The sequence below is a fragment of the Providencia sp. PROV269 genome, from assembly GCF_028477785.1.
In the GTDB taxonomy this organism is placed as follows: domain Bacteria; phylum Pseudomonadota; class Gammaproteobacteria; order Enterobacterales; family Enterobacteriaceae; genus Providencia; species Providencia rettgeri.
Map to the genome: position 1 here is coordinate 275434 of NZ_JAMPLV010000001.1, position 16716 is coordinate 292149.

Below are 16716 nucleotides of genomic sequence, written 5' to 3' on the forward strand. Positions count from 1 at the left end.
TTTAACTACTCAGTTAATATTAATTAAACTTTTATTTTCACTTTCATTGATTTTAGGCAATATCTAATCATATTAGGCTGCTATTCTCTCACCGATTTATACAAAAAATATAAAGAGGTAGCAATGAACGTTAGTCGCAGAAAGTTTTTTAAAATCTGCGCTGGCGGGATGGCAGGTACAACTGTAGCTGCGTTAGGTTTTATGCCTGGAATGGCAATAGCTAATGTACGTGAATATAAATTACTTCGCTCTAAAGAGACGCGTAATACTTGTACCTACTGTTCTGTCGGTTGTGGATTACTAATATATAGCATGGGCGATGGCGCCATGAATGCTAAATCCGCGATATTCCATGTCGAAGGTGACTCAGACCACCCGGTAAACCGTGGTGCTTTATGCCCTAAAGGGGCTGGTCTGCTCGATTATATCCAAAGCGAAAATCGTTTACGTTATCCTGAATATAGAGCACCAGGCTCTGATAAATGGGAGCGCATTAGTTGGGATGATGCCTTCACACGCATTGCACGCTTAATGAAAGATGACCGCGATGCGAATTTCATCGAAAAAAATGCTGAAGGAACAACAGTAAACCGTTGGTTATCAACAGGAATGCTTTGCGCATCAGCTGCCAGTAACGAAACGGGAATGTTGACACAAAAATTCGCCAGATCGCTAGGAATGCTAGCGGTTGACAACCAAGCGCGTGTCTGACACGGACCAACGGTAGCAAGTCTTGCTCCAACATTTGGTCGCGGTGCGATGACCAACCACTGGGTTGATATCAAAAATGCCGATGTTGTCGTCGTTATGGGCGGTAATGCTGCGGAAGCACATCCTGTTGGGTTCCGTTGGGCAATTGAAGCGAAAAATAATAATGATGCCACACTGATTGTCATAGACCCGCGTTTTACGCGTACCGCATCAGTTGCTGACCATTATGTCCCAATTCGTTCAGGTACCGATATTACCTTTTTATCGGGCGTTTTACTGTACCTGATTGAAAATCAAAAAATCAATGCTGAATATGTTCAGAACTATACCAATGCATCATTGATTGTTAGAGATGATTTTGACTTTAACGATGGCTTATTTAGTGGCTATGACGCTGATAAGCGTAGTTATGACAAAACCAGTTGGAACTATAAGTTTGATGAAAATGGTCACGCATTACGCGATGACACTTTACAAGACCCACGTTGCGTGTGGAATTTACTTCACAAACACGTATCACGCTATACGCCTGATATTGTTGAGCAAATTTGTGGAACACCAAAAGCAGACTTCTTGAAGGTTTGTGAAATCTTAGCGACAACAAGTGCGGCAGACAAAGCCGGGACTTTCCTGTATGCGTTAGGTTGGACACAACATACTGTTGGTGCACAAAATATTCGTACCATGGCCATGATCCAGTTACTGCTAGGTAACATGGGGGTTGCTGGTGGTGGTGTGAACGCGTTACGTGGGCACTCGAATATTCAAGGCTTAACAGATTTAGGGTTACTATCAACCAGTTTACCGGGTTACTTGACACTACCTTCTGAAAAACATCAGAACATTGATAGCTACCTTACTGCAAATACGCCAAAAGCGACATTGCCAAATCAGGTAAATTTCTGGAGCAACTATCCTAAGTTCTTTGTGAGTTTGATGAAGTCTTTCTATGGGGATTCCGCTCAAGCTGAGAACCAATGGGGTTATGACTGGTTACCTAAATGGGACCAAGCTTATGATGTGATGAAGTATTTTGACATGATGAGCAAAGACCAAGTGACTGGCTATATCTGTCAAGGGTTTAACCCAGTAGCGTCATTCCCTGATAAAAATAAAGTGGTTAGCTGCCTTAGTAAGTTGAAATACCTGATTGTTGTCGACCCGTTAGTCACTGAAACGGCTAATTTCTGGCAAAATCATGGTGAGATGAATGACGTTGATACAGCTTCGATTCAAACCGAAGTGTTCCGTTTACCATCCACTTGTTTTGCGGAAGAAGATGGTTCGATAGCCAACTCAGGCCGTTGGTTACAATGGCACTGGCAAGCGGCAGATGCTCCAGGTGAAGCGCGTAATGATGGCCAAATATTGACCGGTATTCTGTATAAAATCCGTGAACTGTATGAGAAAGAAGGCGGCCAAGGCCAAGATCCTCTGATGCAAATGAAATGGAATTATAAACAACAATTCCATCCGGAATCAGAAGAAGTGGCGAAAGAAAACAACGGTGTTGCACTGGTTGATCTTTATGATGCCGATGGCAATTTACAAGCGAAAAAAGGCGAACTACTCAGCTCATTTGCTTTATTGCGTGCAGATGGTTCAACGGCATCTTCTTGCTGGATTTACACTGGTAGCTGGACTGAGAAAGGCAACCAGATGGCAAATCGTGATAATAGCGACCCATCCGGTATCGGTAATACACTTGGTTGGGCATGGGCATGGCCTCTGAACCGCCGTGTGATTTATAACCGTGCTTCTTGTGACACCCAAGGTAAACCGTGGAATAAAGACCGCGTGCTTATCGAGTGGAATGGTAAAAAATGGGTCGGTAATGATATTCCTGACTTCAATGCTTCTGCTCCTGAAGTCGGAACTGGGCCATTCATCATGCAACCAGAAGGTTTAGGTCGTTTATTTGCTATCGATAAGATGGCTGAAGGGCCATTCCCTGAGCACTATGAGCCATTTGAAACACCACTTGGCACTAACCCGTTGCACCCGAATGTGGTTTCTAACCCAGCGGCGCGGATTTTTGATGAAGACAAGAAACGTCTTGGCGACCACAAAGATTTCCCTTATGTCGGAACCACATACCGTTTAACAGAGCATTTCCATACGTGGACTAAGCATGCTCGCTTGAACGCAATTGCTCAGCCTGAGCAATTTGTTGAGATCAGCGAAACATTAGCAAAAGCCAAAGGAATTGCGTTAGGCGATAAGGTCAAAGTCAGCAGTAAACGTGGGTTTATCAAGGCTGTTGCAGTTGTCACTCCTAGATTACAAACGCTGATGGTGGATGGCAAACCAATTGAAACAGTTGGACTACCTATTCACTGGGGCTTTGAAGGCGCGACTCAAAAAGGGTTTATCACCAATACGTTAACGCCGTCTGTCGGCGATGCTAACTCTCAGACACCTGAGTATAAGGCATTCTTAGTTAACATTGAGAAGGCGTAAGGGAGGGAACATGTCCATGCAATCTCAAGACATTATTAAACGTTCCGCGACCAATAGCATTACGCCTCCGCCACAAGCGCGTGATGATAAGCTTGAAGTCTGTAAGCTCATTGATGTGTCATCTTGTATCGGCTGTAAAGCTTGTCAAGTGGCATGTTCTGAGTGGAATGATATCCGTGACGAAGTTGGTCATTGCGTTGGGGTTTATGATAACCCAACGGATTTAAGCGCAAAATCGTGGACGGTGATGCGTTTTAGCGAAACCACTGAAATGGGTAAGCTAGAATGGTTGATCCGTAAAGATGGCTGTATGCACTGTACCGACCCTGGATGTTTGAAATCTTGCCCATCAGCTGGAGCAATCATTCAGTACGCAAATGGTATTGTGGATTTCCAATCAGAGCACTGTATTGGTTGTGGTTATTGTATCGCGGGTTGCCCATTCAACATTCCTCGATTAAACCCGAAAGACAATCGAGTGTACAAGTGTACCTTGTGCGTTGATAGGGTGAGTGTTGGTCAAGAGCCAGCATGTGTGAAAACTTGTCCAACGGGGGCTATCCGTTTCGGCACGAAAAAAGAGATGTTGGAATACGGTGCAGAGCGCGTAACTAAATTGCAAAATCGGGGGTATGCGCAAGCGGGAATTTATGATCCTGAAGGTGTGGGTGGTACGCATGTTGTTTATGTGCTTCACCATGCTGACAAACCTGAACTGTATCATGGCCTGCCTAAAGACCCGCAAATTGATACACCAATCAATCTGTGGCAGGGCATCTTGAAACCACTTTCTGTCGTTGGATTTATCGCGACCTTTGCAGGGTTGATTTTCCACTATGTGGGAATTGGTCCAAACAAAGAAGTGAGTGATGAAGAGGAGAAAGATGACCATGAGTAAGAAAAGCAAAATGATTGTGCGGACAAAGTTTATTGACCGCGCGTGTCACTGGACGGTTGTCATCAGCTTCTTCTTGGTTGCTTTGTCGGGGATCGCGTTATTTTTCCCAACATTGAAATGGTTGACGGAAACCTTTGGTACACCGCAAATGGGACGGATTTTACATCCCTTCTTTGGTGTGTTGATTTTCGTTGTGCTGATGTTTATGTTTGTTCGCTTTGTGAAACACAATATTCCAGATAAGAAAGACTTACCTTGGATTAAAAATATTGTCGAAGTATTGAAGGGTAATGAACATGAAGTGGCTGATGTAGGTAAATATAACGCCGGTCAAAAAATGATGTTCTGGAGCATCATGAGCCTGATTTTTGTGCTCTTGATAACTGGTATTATCATTTGGCGCCCTTATTTTGCACATTTATTCCCAATGTGGGTTGTGCGGTGGGGGTTGTTGATTCATGCCGTTGCTGCGATTGTATTGATCCATGCCATTTTAATTCATATGTACATGGCATTCTGGGTTAAAGGTTCAATCAACGGAATGATCGAAGGGAAAGTTAGCCGCCGTTGGGCGCGAAAACATCACCCTCGTTGGTACCGTGACGTAGAAGCGAAAGAAGCCAAAGCCGAAGCTGAAAGTAAAAAATAATTTACGCAGTAGGTGCTAAATAACATTAAGCCATCACATTGTGATGGCTTAGGTTGTTGACAAAGCGGGATAAAAGCGTGGTTTTTCCCACTTTGTGTTATCAGCCGAAAATCAATAAATTGATTTTCCTAATTTATTTTCAAAACCTATTAGATTTGCAGCTAAACATAATATGTTTGGCTGCAAATCTGAGCCATCACATTGTGATGGCTTTTTTGTGGGTATTTGGGCTTATATGGTTTCTTATTGATGAGATTTGTTTAAAAAGTCACTGGCCTTGATGCGATACAACACATGCTCTTGCAACCAATGGCCATCAGGGAGTGCTGGGTGATAAAAGTTATTTAGTTGTTTTATCATTCCTAGTCTTTTCATTACGGATTCTGATGGTGAATTAACCACTGCCGTAAATGCAACCAGTTCGGGCAGATTTAGTTTATCAAAAGCATATTCGATGACACGACTCGCTCCTTCAGTGGCATAGCCGTGGTGCCAATATTCCGGTAACAGACGCCAACTTAATTCGATACAAGGGGAAAAAGGTAAATTAGAGGCGGGAATATTTAAACCAATAAACCCAATGAATTGTCTATTGGATTTTAATTCAACAGCCCATAATCCCCATCCTCCTTGTTGAGCAAATTTATCTATGATGGCTTGCATAAATTGTGCATTTTGCTGCTCATTAAGCACAGAAGGAAAATAATGCATGACATCGGGATGGCTATTCATTTGGTAAAATGACTGTTTATCTTCTTCTTGCCACCCACGTAGCCGTAAACGTATTGTTTCTAACTCAATGATTTTCATGGCTACTTTTTATTAAGACGCATATGAAGAATAGGGAATGGATTACCTTCGCCGTCTAATTCAGAACGTGCATATTGTGTAAAACCCATATGTTGATAGAACCCGATAGCTTGAGGATTTTGTTCGTTAACATCCAACTCAGTAATGCCTAAGGTATCAATGGCATATTGAAGCAGTTTTTTCCCTGTACCTTGGCCTCTACTTTCTTGGGAAATAAACAACATTTCAAGGCGGTGTTTATCGCACCCTAGAAAACCGGTCATATTGCCTGCGCTATTGAATGTCACAAAAACAGCTAAATACGGCAAATAAATATCTTTGATAGCAATTTTTAGTTCAGCAATTTTTTCTTCAGTTAAAAAATGGTGAGTTGCTCTCACTGAAGACTCCCAAACACGAATAATATCATCATCGTGTGCACGTGTTGCGCTTTGGACTATCATTATATTATCTCCGTGTATTGATTGGAAAATCTTAACTGCTGGTTTTCTTCTGTCAATCGTTTGTTTTTAATTTACCTTAAGATTGTTTTTGAGATATTTATCGCAGAAAAAAAAGTCAACTTCGTCATTATTAGATAAGTTGCGGTGTGATTTTTCGCTAAGTTCTTTATATAGCGATGAACGTATTTTTCTTTGTTGCTTTAATTGTAGGGGTATATTAATGAAATATAAATTGCTAACTCTCTGTTTATCTACGGCATTATTAACACCTATTGCGCCTGTATTAGCGAGTACAGATAGCAAAACAGATATGGTTTTAGATCAAGTTTTAGTCCTTAGCCGCCATAATTTACGTACACCTATCGTAAATACCGGTATTCTTACTGAAGTGACTGATAAAAAATGGCCTGCATGGGATGCACAAAGTGGTTATCTCACTACTAAAGGCGGCGCACTTGAAGTCTACATGGGGCATTATTTTAGGGAGTGGATAGACCAAAACAAATTACTTGCAGATGAACTGTGTCCAACAAGTAATGAGGATGTATACCTTTATACAAATAGTCTCCAAAGAACGATAGCAACTGCCCAATTCTTTGCTGCAGGCGCATTTCCAGGATGCAAGGTAAGTATTCATCATCAGCCTGAAATTGGTAAAATGGACCCTGTTTTTAACCCAATTATTACCAATGCTTCCCCTGAATTTAAACAGCAGGCACTCGCTGAGATGGAACAATATTTTAAAGGGTTATCACTGACTGCGGGTTATGACGAATTAGATAGTGTTCTGAATATTAAAGATTCTCAGAAATGTAAAACAGACAAATTATGTAATTTAAATAACCAAAAAAACAGCTTTATTATTGAAGCTGAAAAAGAACCAGGCGTCAGTGGTCCATTAAAAATTGCGAATTCAGCGGTGGATGCGATAGACCTTCAATATTATGAAGGTTTTCCTGCTAATGAAGTGGCTTGGGGGCTTGTGAATACCCCTGAAAAATGGAAAAAACTGAATACGCTAAAAAATGCTTACCAAGAAACGTTATTTACGCCAAAAATCATTGCAAAAAATGTCGCACATCCAATACTCAATTATATCGATAAAGGCTTTGTTTCGGTCGATAAAGGAGAAACAGCAAAATTTATATTCTTAGTCGGTCATGACTCGAATATTGCGTCACTCATGTCAGCAATGGATTTTAAACCGTATCAATTACCAGAGCAGTATGAACATACCCCGATTGGAGGTAAATTAGTGTTCCAACGCTGGACAGATAAGCAAGCGAATAAAGATTTTATGAAAGTCGAATATGTTTACCAAACTGCAGACCAGCTTAGAGATAATACGTATTTATCATTACAAACACCGCCTAAACATGTCACATTAGAGCTAAAAGGGTGTCCAATTGATAAAAGCGGCTATTGTTCTTGGGAAGATTTTCAAAAAGTCATGGCGACAGCCTTAGAACAGTAATCACGGTATATTGATGCCCTACAAACTTGAGCGGGGCATCATTTTTTGGGAAGATAGCCAAATTATATATTGGGTTTATTAATATCTTATGTGGACAAAATAGTCACTATGCCTATTCAGTTTTTTCAGCTAAATCAAATTGCTACCGCAGATCTTATCGCATTAAATACTCATCCAGCTGTACTTGAACATATGCCTCTAGGCAGCAGCCATTTCGATGAACAGGCCTGCCAGCAGTGGGTTTCAGGAAAAGAGCTGCATTGGGAGCAACATGGCTATGGAGTATGGGCCATTATGATTGATGACCAATTTGCCGGCTGGGGAGGGTTACAAAATGAAGCGGGTGATGCAGATTTAGCTTTAGTGTTACATCCTAAGTTTTGGGGAAAGGGAAAATCTATTGTTAAGAATATTATTAATAAAGCTTTTACATCACTGAAGGTTGAGTCAGTTACAATACATTTACCGTTAACACGCAAGAAAGTATCCGCGATTTTACGTTATGGTTTTACTGAAGAACGCATTGTTGATTTTGATGGTATTCCTTTTAAACGCTTTAGATTAAGCCATTCATCAGTTTTATAGCATAAAAAAACCCCGCTAAAAAAGCAGGGCGTGAAAATCACGAAAATGTTTATGAGCCTTTAATTTACCCTAAATGAACACATAAATAGCCCTATAAAGTGTATGTCTTTGCTGTTTTTTGTAACAATCATTAAGGCTAAACCTTTTGTTTGTAAAATGTGTTTGCTTAAGCTCCAAATAGCACTTTAGTCTTTATTATCTAACCACTAATACACTAGTTTTTGCATAACGAACTACTGAGGCGGCATTAGAACCCAGCAAATAGGTTGACATACTCGGGCGGCGTGAACCTAATAGAATAATATCGGCGTTGATATCTTCTGCGGTTGCCAAAATTTCGTCTTTAACAGAACCAACGGTTGCTTTCGCCTTTATTTTATCTGCAGGGATATCAAATAGTTTAATTTTTTCTTTTAATTCTGTAAGGATAATTTCAGCTTGTTTTTCGTCGTCAGGAAAGTCTCCTGGTAAGATGGTGCCACCATAGCGTAAATAGTTTGAAATTGGTGCGGTTACGGCAAGAAAGTACACTGTTGCATCATTCAATTTTTGTAGCGAATTAACATGAGGAACTAATAAGTTAGTGAGAGCATCTTCGGTTACATCGATCGGAACTAAGATTGTATTGTACATAATATCTCCCTTTCTCTTTTATATTATAAGTTTAGAACAATATCATACATTGTGAAATTGATTATTAATAGTAATGAATTTATTGGTGGAAGGGTGTGAGCAAGTAGCCGTAATAAGATTTTTCATCAAAAAAAGAGGGGAGCCTGATGCCATTATAATGAATAACATCAGGTAAAATGCAGGAAATATTGGGGTAGATTTATTTTTTTACGCAAGCTTCTTTTAAGCCAGCTTTGCAGGCTTGAGCTAGATATTCAGCTGCAGATTTTTCATTGATTTCAATTCCCTCTCCACTTTCTAGCATTTTACCGACTTGGTATTGTGCGGGTGGAAATTTTTTATCAGCAGATTTTTTGAACCACTCAAAAGCCGTAATATAATTTTGTTTTACACCAATACCTTGATAGTAAAACTGGCCCATATAATTTTGGGCTTCAACATTGCCTTTATTGGCTGATTTTTCGAATAGATCCATGGCTGTTTCAAGGTTGGCCTCAACCCCATTACCATTTAAATACATGTCCCCTAAAAACAACTGAGCATCAGAATTGCCCTTATTCGATGCCATCGTTAACCATTTTTTTGCTTTACCATAGTCCTGTTTAAGCTCGTTACCAAGGTAATAGCCAATTCCTAACATGACTTGCGCTTTTATATCGCCTTTTTGCGCTTCTTGCTCGATACGTTTGATAGTTTCTTTGGGAACCGCAGCGACACTTAGGTTAATTGAAAAGGCACATAAAATAATAAATGAAAGAATTCTAAGCATAATTTGATATCTTATTTTAGCGTTGTTTATTTCTATTTTTAATAAAATGTCTCAATGAGATTTATTACCAACAAAGTATATTACATAAAGAAAAGTTTACATCAAAATACGTAATATAAAATAAGCTATAAGCCTGAGGACTTTACGCATTTTTAGAGTTATTGGCATCATCTATACTCTACGATTTTAATTTAAAAATATCAATATATAATAAAAATATACAATATATTAGGGTATGGGATTTCCTATCTTTTAGCCACGTTATGTGTTTGTTGTAACAAGATATTAATAAGAGAAATGATTAAGAAGTCATGCCAGGCAGATGAAAAGATAAGGGAATGGAATATTAATTGATATTTTAAGTGTGGTTTAAGGCGTTAGGGTGATTATTTTATAAAAACATTTAATACGAATAAATTTTCGATATAAAACACATCAGAAGTGAGAAAAGTGAATTAAATAAGGGCGGCTGATGTGTTATTAGAAAGGTGTGAATTAAAGTTTACAGAATTCGCACCTTTAGCAATATAAAAAAAACCTTTATGTTGATGGCTTAAAAAAGCTTATGACTCAAATAGTGGGGTAGGTTTACCATTGTCATCAATTGCAACAAAATTAAACTGGCCATGTATCACTTCTTCACGACCTTCTGAATACATATCTTCTAAAAAAATCGATACATTGACCGTCAAACTGGTTCTTCCAACTCGAATGACTTTACCCACCAACTCAACAATGGTTCCTGAAGGGATTGGATGAGTAAAATTAATTTTTTCAGTGGAGACCGTAACAAGGCGCTTACGGCTAAAACGTGTTGCGGTAATAAAAGAAACTTCATCCATCCAAGCGAGAGCAGTACCGCCAAATAGGGTGCTGTGGTGGTTAGTTGTTGTTGGAAATACCACTTTAGATACGCGAGAAATGGATTGCTCAATTTTTTGTGTGATGACATCGTCAGCGATGGAACTCATGGTCTACCTTACAATTGTTACTTAGTATGCTAGTAATTGTTAAAAGCAATAATGTTAAAAGCTAAGTGTAATACTCATTTCAAACTAATTCAGCAATAAATGTGAAGTGAATCGTTCCGGCAGGGAAATTTTTGAGAATGTCAGCTGTAGATAAAATCAGAAGAGGGAATATTAAAGGCCCAGAGTTCAAATTATGAGCTTTTAAATTCTAATGAGGCATGGAATTAATTATCTAAATACTCTGCACTCATACGAACAGCTTTTGCGATAGAACCATCTAAAACAGGGGCTGCAATTTGTGGTTTGTTGTTATCAGCAATCATGTCCTCTAATTGCCCTACGGTGTAACTTTTTTCAGCGAAAGCTTTGGCGCTTAACAGTGAAATTGCTATTGCCAATAGTGATTTATTCATAATCACTCCATTTGATTTAAGTTTCGAATACTAAGCAATAGAGCCACAATAGGTAATAAAAAACCCTTCATATTGAAGGGTTTTTTGTGAGCAAATTTTACAAACAAGTATTAACTAAATCTGTATAGACTAAATGGTTTCACATTCAGTGAGGGTTCTTTGCCTAATAACAAGTCAGCGGTGAGCTCGGAAGAAACAGGACTTTCTGTCATTCCCCAGCCTGTCGCAGTATTGATAACTAGACCTGGGTATTCATTGACTTGAGAAATGATTGGGTGCTCATCTGGTGCGATGGCCATAGCACCACTCCATTGGTCAATCAATTTAGAATCCTTAAATGCAGGGAATTCTGTTTTTAATTTTTCAAATGATGCATTCAGCTCAGGCAAGTCAGGTAATGCAGTCATATTTCTGTGTTTTTCGAATGGTGAAACTTCATCCATTTTCCAGCTTGTTGGTTCAGTAAATGAATTAATTAACTGTTCATTTAATGAAATATGGACAGGGAAATCTGGCATCGACAGCAGTGGAATGTATTTGTAGCCATAGACGAAGGAATCTTTAACAACCGGAGCAACAATCACGCGAGGAGATGTTGCGTAGGTACCATCCGCTTGTTCACGGAAGAAAATATTGCCTGGTAAAGCAACGTTACCACCTGGCGCAGTTGGTGAACCGGTGATCAGTTGCTGAGATTGATAAGCTGGTAATGTTGGGACATCAACGCCTAAGTTTTGCATAAACAGTCTTGACCAGACACCACCTGCAACAACAACACGCGAGGTTTTAATAGGCCCTTTCTCGGTGACGACATCAGAAATAACGCCTGCTTGTGTTTCTAAGCCTCTAGCAGCACAGTTAGTGTAAATTTTGATACCTAATTTTTTCGCGTAATCTGCCATGACGAAGGTCGCAATTTCAGCATCTAAGCTACCGGAGTCTTCTTCAAAACCTGCGATAGTCCATTTAGATTGTGCACCATTTAAGCGCTGGTTGAGTTCTGCGCCTTCAATGATGCGTGTTTTGAATGGAATATCTGAACCGACGTTTTTACTGCGAGTATCAATCCATTCTCTAACATTAACAAGATCTTCTTCATCGAACGGTACTTCAACGCGCCCTTGAGTACGATAGCTTGTATCTGCACCGACTTTCGCGTTCATCTCTCTCCAACGTTGTTTGCCTAAGTGGTGGAGTAAGAAGGTTTCATCTGGCATTTTATAAGTGATGACTTGGCCATAGAAGCGGGATGATTGTTCGCCTGCAATATTACCTTTTTCAACAATAACAACATCTAAACCGCGCCCAACCAGCTCAATTGCTGTCATAATTCCTAGAATTCCAGCACCAATAACAACGACGTCAGCTTGCTGTGGTAGAGGACCTTCTGTTCCTGCGACAAAACCATGTCGCGGTTTACCAGGAACAAATCGACCTTCACGAGTTAACATTGGAGTTAAAATTCCGGCCCCTGCAGCAACGGCAACAACGCCACCACCAATCAAAAATTTTCTTCTAGTAATAGCCATCTTATAAAGTTCCTTATATCGAATGAGTTTTTCACTATTGACCAAAGCTTCAATTAGAAATATTTATAATTGTAATTATATCTTTAATAATGATTATGATTGTAAACTAAATTGAGTTGGAATTAAAATTTTTAGTTAAATGTTAAAAAAAATTTTTTTCTAATATGAAATGGGCGCCAATATTTCAAGAAAAATAATGGCGCTGGCGGAATTGAAGTAGGAGAAACAGGCAGGAAAAAATGGCTTTTATTCTAGTTTATTGATTTATAAAACTTAAATTAGGATTTGGCCTGTTAGAAACAAAACGGCGTTACCTGTTAGTTTTACTCGACCAGAGGCTAGCTCGCAATGAACTACTCCTCCGCGTGATGATATTTGATGGCCAACTAACTGCACTTTATTTAGCCGATTTGCCCATATTGGTGCAATAGCACAATGTGAAGTGCCTGTTACAGGGTCTTCATCAACCCCTTTTGCAGGGGCAAAATAACGAGAAACAAAGTCATAATCGCTATTAGCACTTTCTGCTGTAATTGTTAATCCAGGTAGAGAAAGCTGTGAAAGTTTTAGCATATCCGGCTGGCAGTTTTGAACGAGTTCTGCACCTTCAAGAAAACACAGGTAACGGTCTTTCGCTATCCAAAGCTCTTTGATTTTGATTCCAAGGATGTCAGCGAGGTGTGGGTATTGGTCTGGATGACTTTGTACAGATTCAATAATTGGAAAATCGAGTGTAAATCCTTGGGCATTTTGTGTCACAACCAACTCACCTGATAAAGAGCTAAATGTTAAAGGATGAATGTTTTGTTGGAGCACATGGTTTAACACAAAGGCTGCGGCAAGTGTTGCATGACCACATAATTTTACTTCGACTTTAGGGGTGAACCATCGAATATGGCGGCCGACTAAAAATGCGGTTTCTGACAAGTTAATTTCTGCGGCAATTGCAATTAGCTGTTCATCTGATAACCAATTATCGAGTAATACAACCGCTGCGGGATTACCGTGAAAAAGGGTATCTGTAAAAGCATCAACATAGTAAATGGGAGCAGAAAGGCTCATTATAGGGTTTCCAAGAGTCATTATGGGATGATGAAAGGCCAGTATAACGCCTATTTTATGAAATATAATAGGCAAATTATTAATAGGCTAATGAAGCTGGGGGGAGATCCGGTAGCGTGTGGGTTGCTACCGGATAAAAGACAATTAATCCGCGTTATTAAGCATTTGCTTCATTTTTGTCTGCATTTTTGAGCATTTTCCTGACAGGGATAATCAACGCTGCCAATACGACCGCACAGATGACCAGCGCAATAGAGACATGGGAGAATAGCTCAGGCATTGAATCCAATTGGTCTTTACGGATGTTACCACCCATGATACCTGCGGCAAGGTTACCCAACGCACTCGCACAGAACCATAACCCCATCACTTGACCACGCATTTTTTGTGGTGCGAGCAAAGTCATTGTTGCCAAGCCGATAGGGCTCAAGCACAGTTCTCCTAATGTCAGTAATAAGATACTGCCAACTAGCCAGAAAGGGGAAACGCCACTTTGTGTTGCAAGCACTTGGTTTGCTGCCACCATCATGATAGCAAAGCCACCTGCAGCAAATAAGATACCAATCACGAACTTGGTCATGCTGCTTGGGTTCATATTACGTTTAGCCAGAGAAGGCCAGAACCAGCTAAATACTGGGGCTAACAATATAATGAACAACGCATTAATTGATTGGAACCAAATGGTTGGGATTTCAAAACTGCCCATTTGGCGGTCAGTATAGTCGCGAGCAAAGATATTAAATGAAGTCGGTTTTTGCTCAAAAGCGGACCAGAAGAATGCGGCTGCAATCAGTAAAATTAAGCAAGCCAGTAAGCGAGAACGCTCGCTACTGTTTAAACCGCCAAGGAAGAACATAAATAAGAAATAGATGCCCACACAGGTCGAGATAACATAAGCAGAGCTTTTCGCGATGATTGAGGCATTAAATGGAATCGTACCATTATCAATCAAGACAACCAGTATGGCCAATAATACCATGGCAAAGGTTACCCATTTCCCCACGTTTTTGCGCTCAACTGTTGGGCGGTTCCATGTGGAATCAAGGCCAACTTCTTTATCATAGCGGCGCATTTGAGGAATGGCGTAAAAACGGAAAATTAACAGGGCAATTAGCATTCCTAAGCCACCAAGGCCAAAACCTAAATGCCAGCCATATTTTTCATGAAGTGGACCAATAATTAACGGGGCAATAAATGAACCCATGTTAATACCCATATAGAACAGAGAGAAACCGCCATCACGACGTGTATCTTCTTTCTTATACAGCGTTCCTACCATCACAGTAATACAGGTTTTAAATAACCCTGTATCTAATACGATGAGTAATAAACCAACGAAAAAGAAGGTATTTGATAAAAAGGCAGACATTGCGATGGATAAATGGCCAAACGCAATAATTAATGAGCCGTACCAAACCGCGCGGCGCTGACCTAACCAGTTATCGGCTAACCAACCACCCGGCAACGAGGTGATATAAACCCCACCAGCGAAAATACCGACAATAGCGGAAGCTTGTTCAATAGGTAATTCCATTCCGCCTTGTAATAATGCCGCACTCATAAATAGAATAAGTAACGGTCTAACTCCGTAAAAAGAGAAGCGTTCCCACATTTCTGTGAGGAAAAGCGAACTCAATGGGTATGGATGCCCAAAAAAAGTTTTTGTTTTAGTCGCAGAATTGTTCATCTGTGAACTCCCATAAATACTCTCTTGAGAGGTTGTGCATGATATAAAACACCAAGCCGTGCGCTTGAATGTCAATTGTTATTGATATGTTAACACAAGCATGTGAAACATATTTTTAACATACATTATTATAGAATCACCTATATACAGAATGAATTTATTGTAAAAGGTGTGCTTTTAAGGTGAAAAGTCGATATAACTCTCATTTCTCACGATAAGCTAGGGGAAGATACAGGATTTTAGTTGACAATAAAAGAAAGAATTTTGAATCGATTAAATTGTTTAAAATCAATTACTTGAGGTTGTAAAATTTTAATTTTAAGCAAAGTGAGACAATAAAGCGTATAAATCATCAGGTTTTTGTACAAAAAATAGCAAGGGGGTTATTGGTCGGACGGGGAAGCGCGTAGACCATCGGATTGGCGCCGGATAACTAACCATGAATAAATTAAGTTGAAGAGAACTAACGCCGCAGTGAAAAAGAATACGGCTCTGAAACCATAGGTGGCAGCGACAAAGGAGCCCATTAAAGGCCCTGTCACGTTTCCAACATCGCGTAATGCTTGGTTATAGCTGAAAATACGCCCAGTCACTTGGTGAGAAATATTATAGATAATTAACGTTTGTACCGCAGGTAATAGTGCAGCATTTAGTGCCCCAAGCATAAATCGGAGAAAGCCTAACTCCCAATAACTACTTACCAACCCCATTGGGAATAATACAAAAATAGATGCGCCCAGCACGGCGAGTAAAACTTTTTCAGGGCCTATTCGGTCACTGAGTTTACCTAACATGGGCGCACTGATTAAAGCCGCAACACCGGGAATGGAGGCTATTACACCACTGACAAAGGCGAGGTTTTCTAAAGAATCAGATAGATCCCGAACATAGAGGGTGATCACGGGGTTGATTGACCCCATCGCAGCTTGAATGATCATCGTGGTGAAAAACAAGCTAATGACTAAATTCTTATTGCGTAGTGAGGCAAATACTTGCTTGCTGGACAATGCATCTTTGCGCGAAACCGGCGTGAAGCGTTCTCTAACATAAAAGAGCGTGACAAAAAAGCAAATAAACAGCACCGTTGCTGTAATAAAAAAGACGGGGCGTAAGCCATATTGGTCAGCAAGAAAACCGCCGATTAATGGGCCAATAAGTGCGCCACTGACCGCACCAGTCGCAAGGACGCCCATAGCCCAGCCGCTTTTTTTCACGGGAATTTGAGTTGCAATCAACGCGTTAGCATTAGGAACAAAGCCACCCAATAAACCTAATATGGCTCTTAAGGCTAATAATTGCCAAATATTCTGCGCAAAGCCGATTAACACCATGACAATCGCCATGCCCAGCGCGGATCGCAATAGCATTAATTTTCGCCCTTTGCGATCGGATAATCTCCCCCAAAATGGAGCGGCAATGGCAGAAAATAAAAAGGTGATACTAAAAACGGCACCAGTCCATAAATTCAACGAAGCATGGTCTTTGACACCAAGTTCTTCAATATATAACGGGAGAAAAGGCATGATCAGGCTAAAGGCGGCACCTGTTAAAAAACAGCCGAACCACACGACGTATAGGTTACGTTTCCAATACTCTGTTTTTCCCGTCATAATTTTCCCGTT

At 40.1% G+C, this 16716-nt stretch carries 15 protein-coding genes; 5 read left to right on the forward strand and 10 right to left on the reverse strand.

The genetic code is table 11. The features are described 5' to 3' along the window. Window positions 1-123 precede the first annotated feature (123 nt). Genes fdnG through fdnI form a run of 3 tightly spaced genes read left to right on the forward strand, consistent with a single transcriptional unit; the run spans window position 124 to window position 4718 of the window. Window positions 124-3171, forward strand: a complete 3048-nt coding sequence (fdnG, locus tag PR683_RS01175) for a formate dehydrogenase-N subunit alpha (RefSeq protein WP_117162065.1) — start codon at window positions 124-126, stop codon at window positions 3169-3171. A 10-nt stretch (window positions 3172-3181) separates the two neighbouring features. Further along, complete coding sequence (gene fdxH, locus PR683_RS01180; RefSeq protein WP_004909723.1) at window positions 3182-4069, forward strand: formate dehydrogenase subunit beta; 888 nt, start codon at window positions 3182-3184, stop codon at window positions 4067-4069. Next, the gene (gene fdnI, locus PR683_RS01185) at window positions 4062-4718 is read left to right on the forward strand and encodes a formate dehydrogenase-N subunit gamma (RefSeq protein ID WP_110732274.1); all 657 of its coding nucleotides are present in this window, start codon (window positions 4062-4064) and stop codon (window positions 4716-4718) included. The genes fdxH and fdnI overlap by 8 nt, the downstream gene beginning before the upstream one ends. A 243-nt stretch (window positions 4719-4961) precedes the next feature. Here the strand turns inward: fdnI and PR683_RS01190 are convergent, their stop codons facing one another. After that, window positions 4962-5528 carry a GNAT family N-acetyltransferase gene (locus PR683_RS01190; RefSeq protein WP_109911080.1) on the reverse strand — a complete coding sequence of 189 codons (567 nt, stop codon included), beginning with the start codon at window positions 5526-5528 and terminating at the stop codon, window positions 4962-4964. Between the two features lie 2 nt (window positions 5529-5530). Next, the gene (locus PR683_RS01195) at window positions 5531-5971 is read right to left on the reverse strand and encodes a GNAT family N-acetyltransferase (RefSeq protein ID WP_004909731.1); all 441 of its coding nucleotides are present in this window, start codon (window positions 5969-5971) and stop codon (window positions 5531-5533) included. Between the two features lie 220 nt (window positions 5972-6191). Here PR683_RS01195 and agp point away from each other — a divergent pair, with 220 nt between their 5' ends. Both agp and PR683_RS01205 read left to right on the forward strand, forming a co-directional pair. Continuing rightward, on the forward strand, window positions 6192-7445 hold the full coding sequence (gene agp, locus PR683_RS01200) for a bifunctional glucose-1-phosphatase/inositol phosphatase (RefSeq protein WP_109911081.1): 1254 nt from the start codon (window positions 6192-6194) through the stop codon (window positions 7443-7445). 108 nt (window positions 7446-7553) lie between these two features. Then, window positions 7554-8030, forward strand: a complete 477-nt coding sequence (locus tag PR683_RS01205; RefSeq protein ID WP_109911082.1) for a GNAT family N-acetyltransferase — start codon at window positions 7554-7556, stop codon at window positions 8028-8030. A 195-nt stretch (window positions 8031-8225) separates the two neighbouring features. Here PR683_RS01205 and PR683_RS01210 read toward each other — a convergent pair whose 3' ends face one another. From PR683_RS01210 to mdtG, 8 genes are all read right to left on the reverse strand, one after another. Continuing rightward, on the reverse strand, window positions 8226-8663 hold the full coding sequence (locus tag PR683_RS01210; protein ID WP_109911083.1) for a universal stress protein: 438 nt from the start codon (window positions 8661-8663) through the stop codon (window positions 8226-8228). 199 nt (window positions 8664-8862) lie between these two features. Then, the gene (locus PR683_RS01215; RefSeq protein ID WP_004255883.1) at window positions 8863-9432 is read right to left on the reverse strand and encodes a tetratricopeptide repeat protein; all 570 of its coding nucleotides are present in this window, start codon (window positions 9430-9432) and stop codon (window positions 8863-8865) included. A gap of 563 nt (window positions 9433-9995) precedes the next feature. Beyond that, window positions 9996-10403, reverse strand: coding sequence for an acyl-CoA thioesterase (locus PR683_RS01220; RefSeq protein ID WP_004909747.1), 408 nt, complete (start codon window positions 10401-10403; stop codon window positions 9996-9998). 224 nt (window positions 10404-10627) lie between these two features. Then, window positions 10628-10816: a hypothetical protein gene (locus PR683_RS01225; RefSeq protein WP_115167471.1), complete on the reverse strand. Its 189-nt coding sequence runs from the start codon at window positions 10814-10816 to the stop codon at window positions 10628-10630. A gap of 110 nt (window positions 10817-10926) precedes the next feature. Next, a complete protein-coding gene (locus PR683_RS01230) occupies window positions 10927-12345 on the reverse strand; it encodes an NAD(P)/FAD-dependent oxidoreductase (RefSeq protein ID WP_004909751.1) in 1419 nt (472 codons plus the stop codon). A 273-nt stretch (window positions 12346-12618) separates the two neighbouring features. Beyond that, window positions 12619-13407, reverse strand: a complete 789-nt coding sequence (locus PR683_RS01235) for a PhzF family phenazine biosynthesis protein (protein WP_004909753.1) — start codon at window positions 13405-13407, stop codon at window positions 12619-12621. A gap of 157 nt (window positions 13408-13564) precedes the next feature. Continuing rightward, complete coding sequence (locus PR683_RS01240; protein ID WP_272581627.1) at window positions 13565-15094, reverse strand: peptide MFS transporter; 1530 nt, start codon at window positions 15092-15094, stop codon at window positions 13565-13567. A 383-nt stretch (window positions 15095-15477) separates the two neighbouring features. Beyond that, the gene (mdtG, locus tag PR683_RS01245) at window positions 15478-16704 is read right to left on the reverse strand and encodes a multidrug efflux MFS transporter MdtG (RefSeq protein ID WP_004909760.1); all 1227 of its coding nucleotides are present in this window, start codon (window positions 16702-16704) and stop codon (window positions 15478-15480) included. Between the last annotated feature and the right edge of the window lie 12 nt (window positions 16705-16716).

Bases quoted from the DNA above. Each gene is read 5' to 3' on its own strand.
- PR683_RS01220 (WP_004909747.1), bottom strand. From the start codon at position 10,403: ATGAGTTCCATCGCTGACGATGTCATCACACAAAAAATTGAGCAATCC.
- PR683_RS01240 (WP_272581627.1), bottom strand. From the start codon at position 15,094: ATGAACAATTCTGCGACTAAAACAAAAACTTTTTTTGGGCATCCATAC.
- PR683_RS01235 (WP_004909753.1), bottom strand. From the start codon at position 13,407: ATGAGCCTTTCTGCTCCCATTTACTATGTTGATGCTTTTACAGATACC.
- PR683_RS01230 (WP_004909751.1), bottom strand. From the start codon at position 12,345: ATGGCTATTACTAGAAGAAAATTTTTGATTGGTGGTGGCGTTGTTGCC.
- PR683_RS01215 (WP_004255883.1), bottom strand. From the start codon at position 9,432: ATGCTTAGAATTCTTTCATTTATTATTTTATGTGCCTTTTCAATTAAC.
- PR683_RS01210 (WP_109911083.1), bottom strand. From the start codon at position 8,663: ATGTACAATACAATCTTAGTTCCGATCGATGTAACCGAAGATGCTCTC.
- mdtG (WP_004909760.1), bottom strand. From the start codon at position 16,704: ATGACGGGAAAAACAGAGTATTGGAAACGTAACCTATACGTCGTGTGG.
- agp (WP_109911081.1), top strand. From the start codon at position 6,192: ATGAAATATAAATTGCTAACTCTCTGTTTATCTACGGCATTATTAACA.
- PR683_RS01190 (WP_109911080.1), bottom strand. From the start codon at position 5,528: ATGAAAATCATTGAGTTAGAAACAATACGTTTACGGCTACGTGGGTGG.
- PR683_RS01225 (WP_115167471.1), bottom strand. From the start codon at position 10,816: ATGAATAAATCACTATTGGCAATAGCAATTTCACTGTTAAGCGCCAAA.
- fdxH (WP_004909723.1), top strand. From the start codon at position 3,182: ATGTCCATGCAATCTCAAGACATTATTAAACGTTCCGCGACCAATAGC.
- PR683_RS01195 (WP_004909731.1), bottom strand. From the start codon at position 5,971: ATGATAGTCCAAAGCGCAACACGTGCACACGATGATGATATTATTCGT.
- fdnI (WP_110732274.1), top strand. From the start codon at position 4,062: ATGAGTAAGAAAAGCAAAATGATTGTGCGGACAAAGTTTATTGACCGC.
- PR683_RS01205 (WP_109911082.1), top strand. From the start codon at position 7,554: ATGCCTATTCAGTTTTTTCAGCTAAATCAAATTGCTACCGCAGATCTT.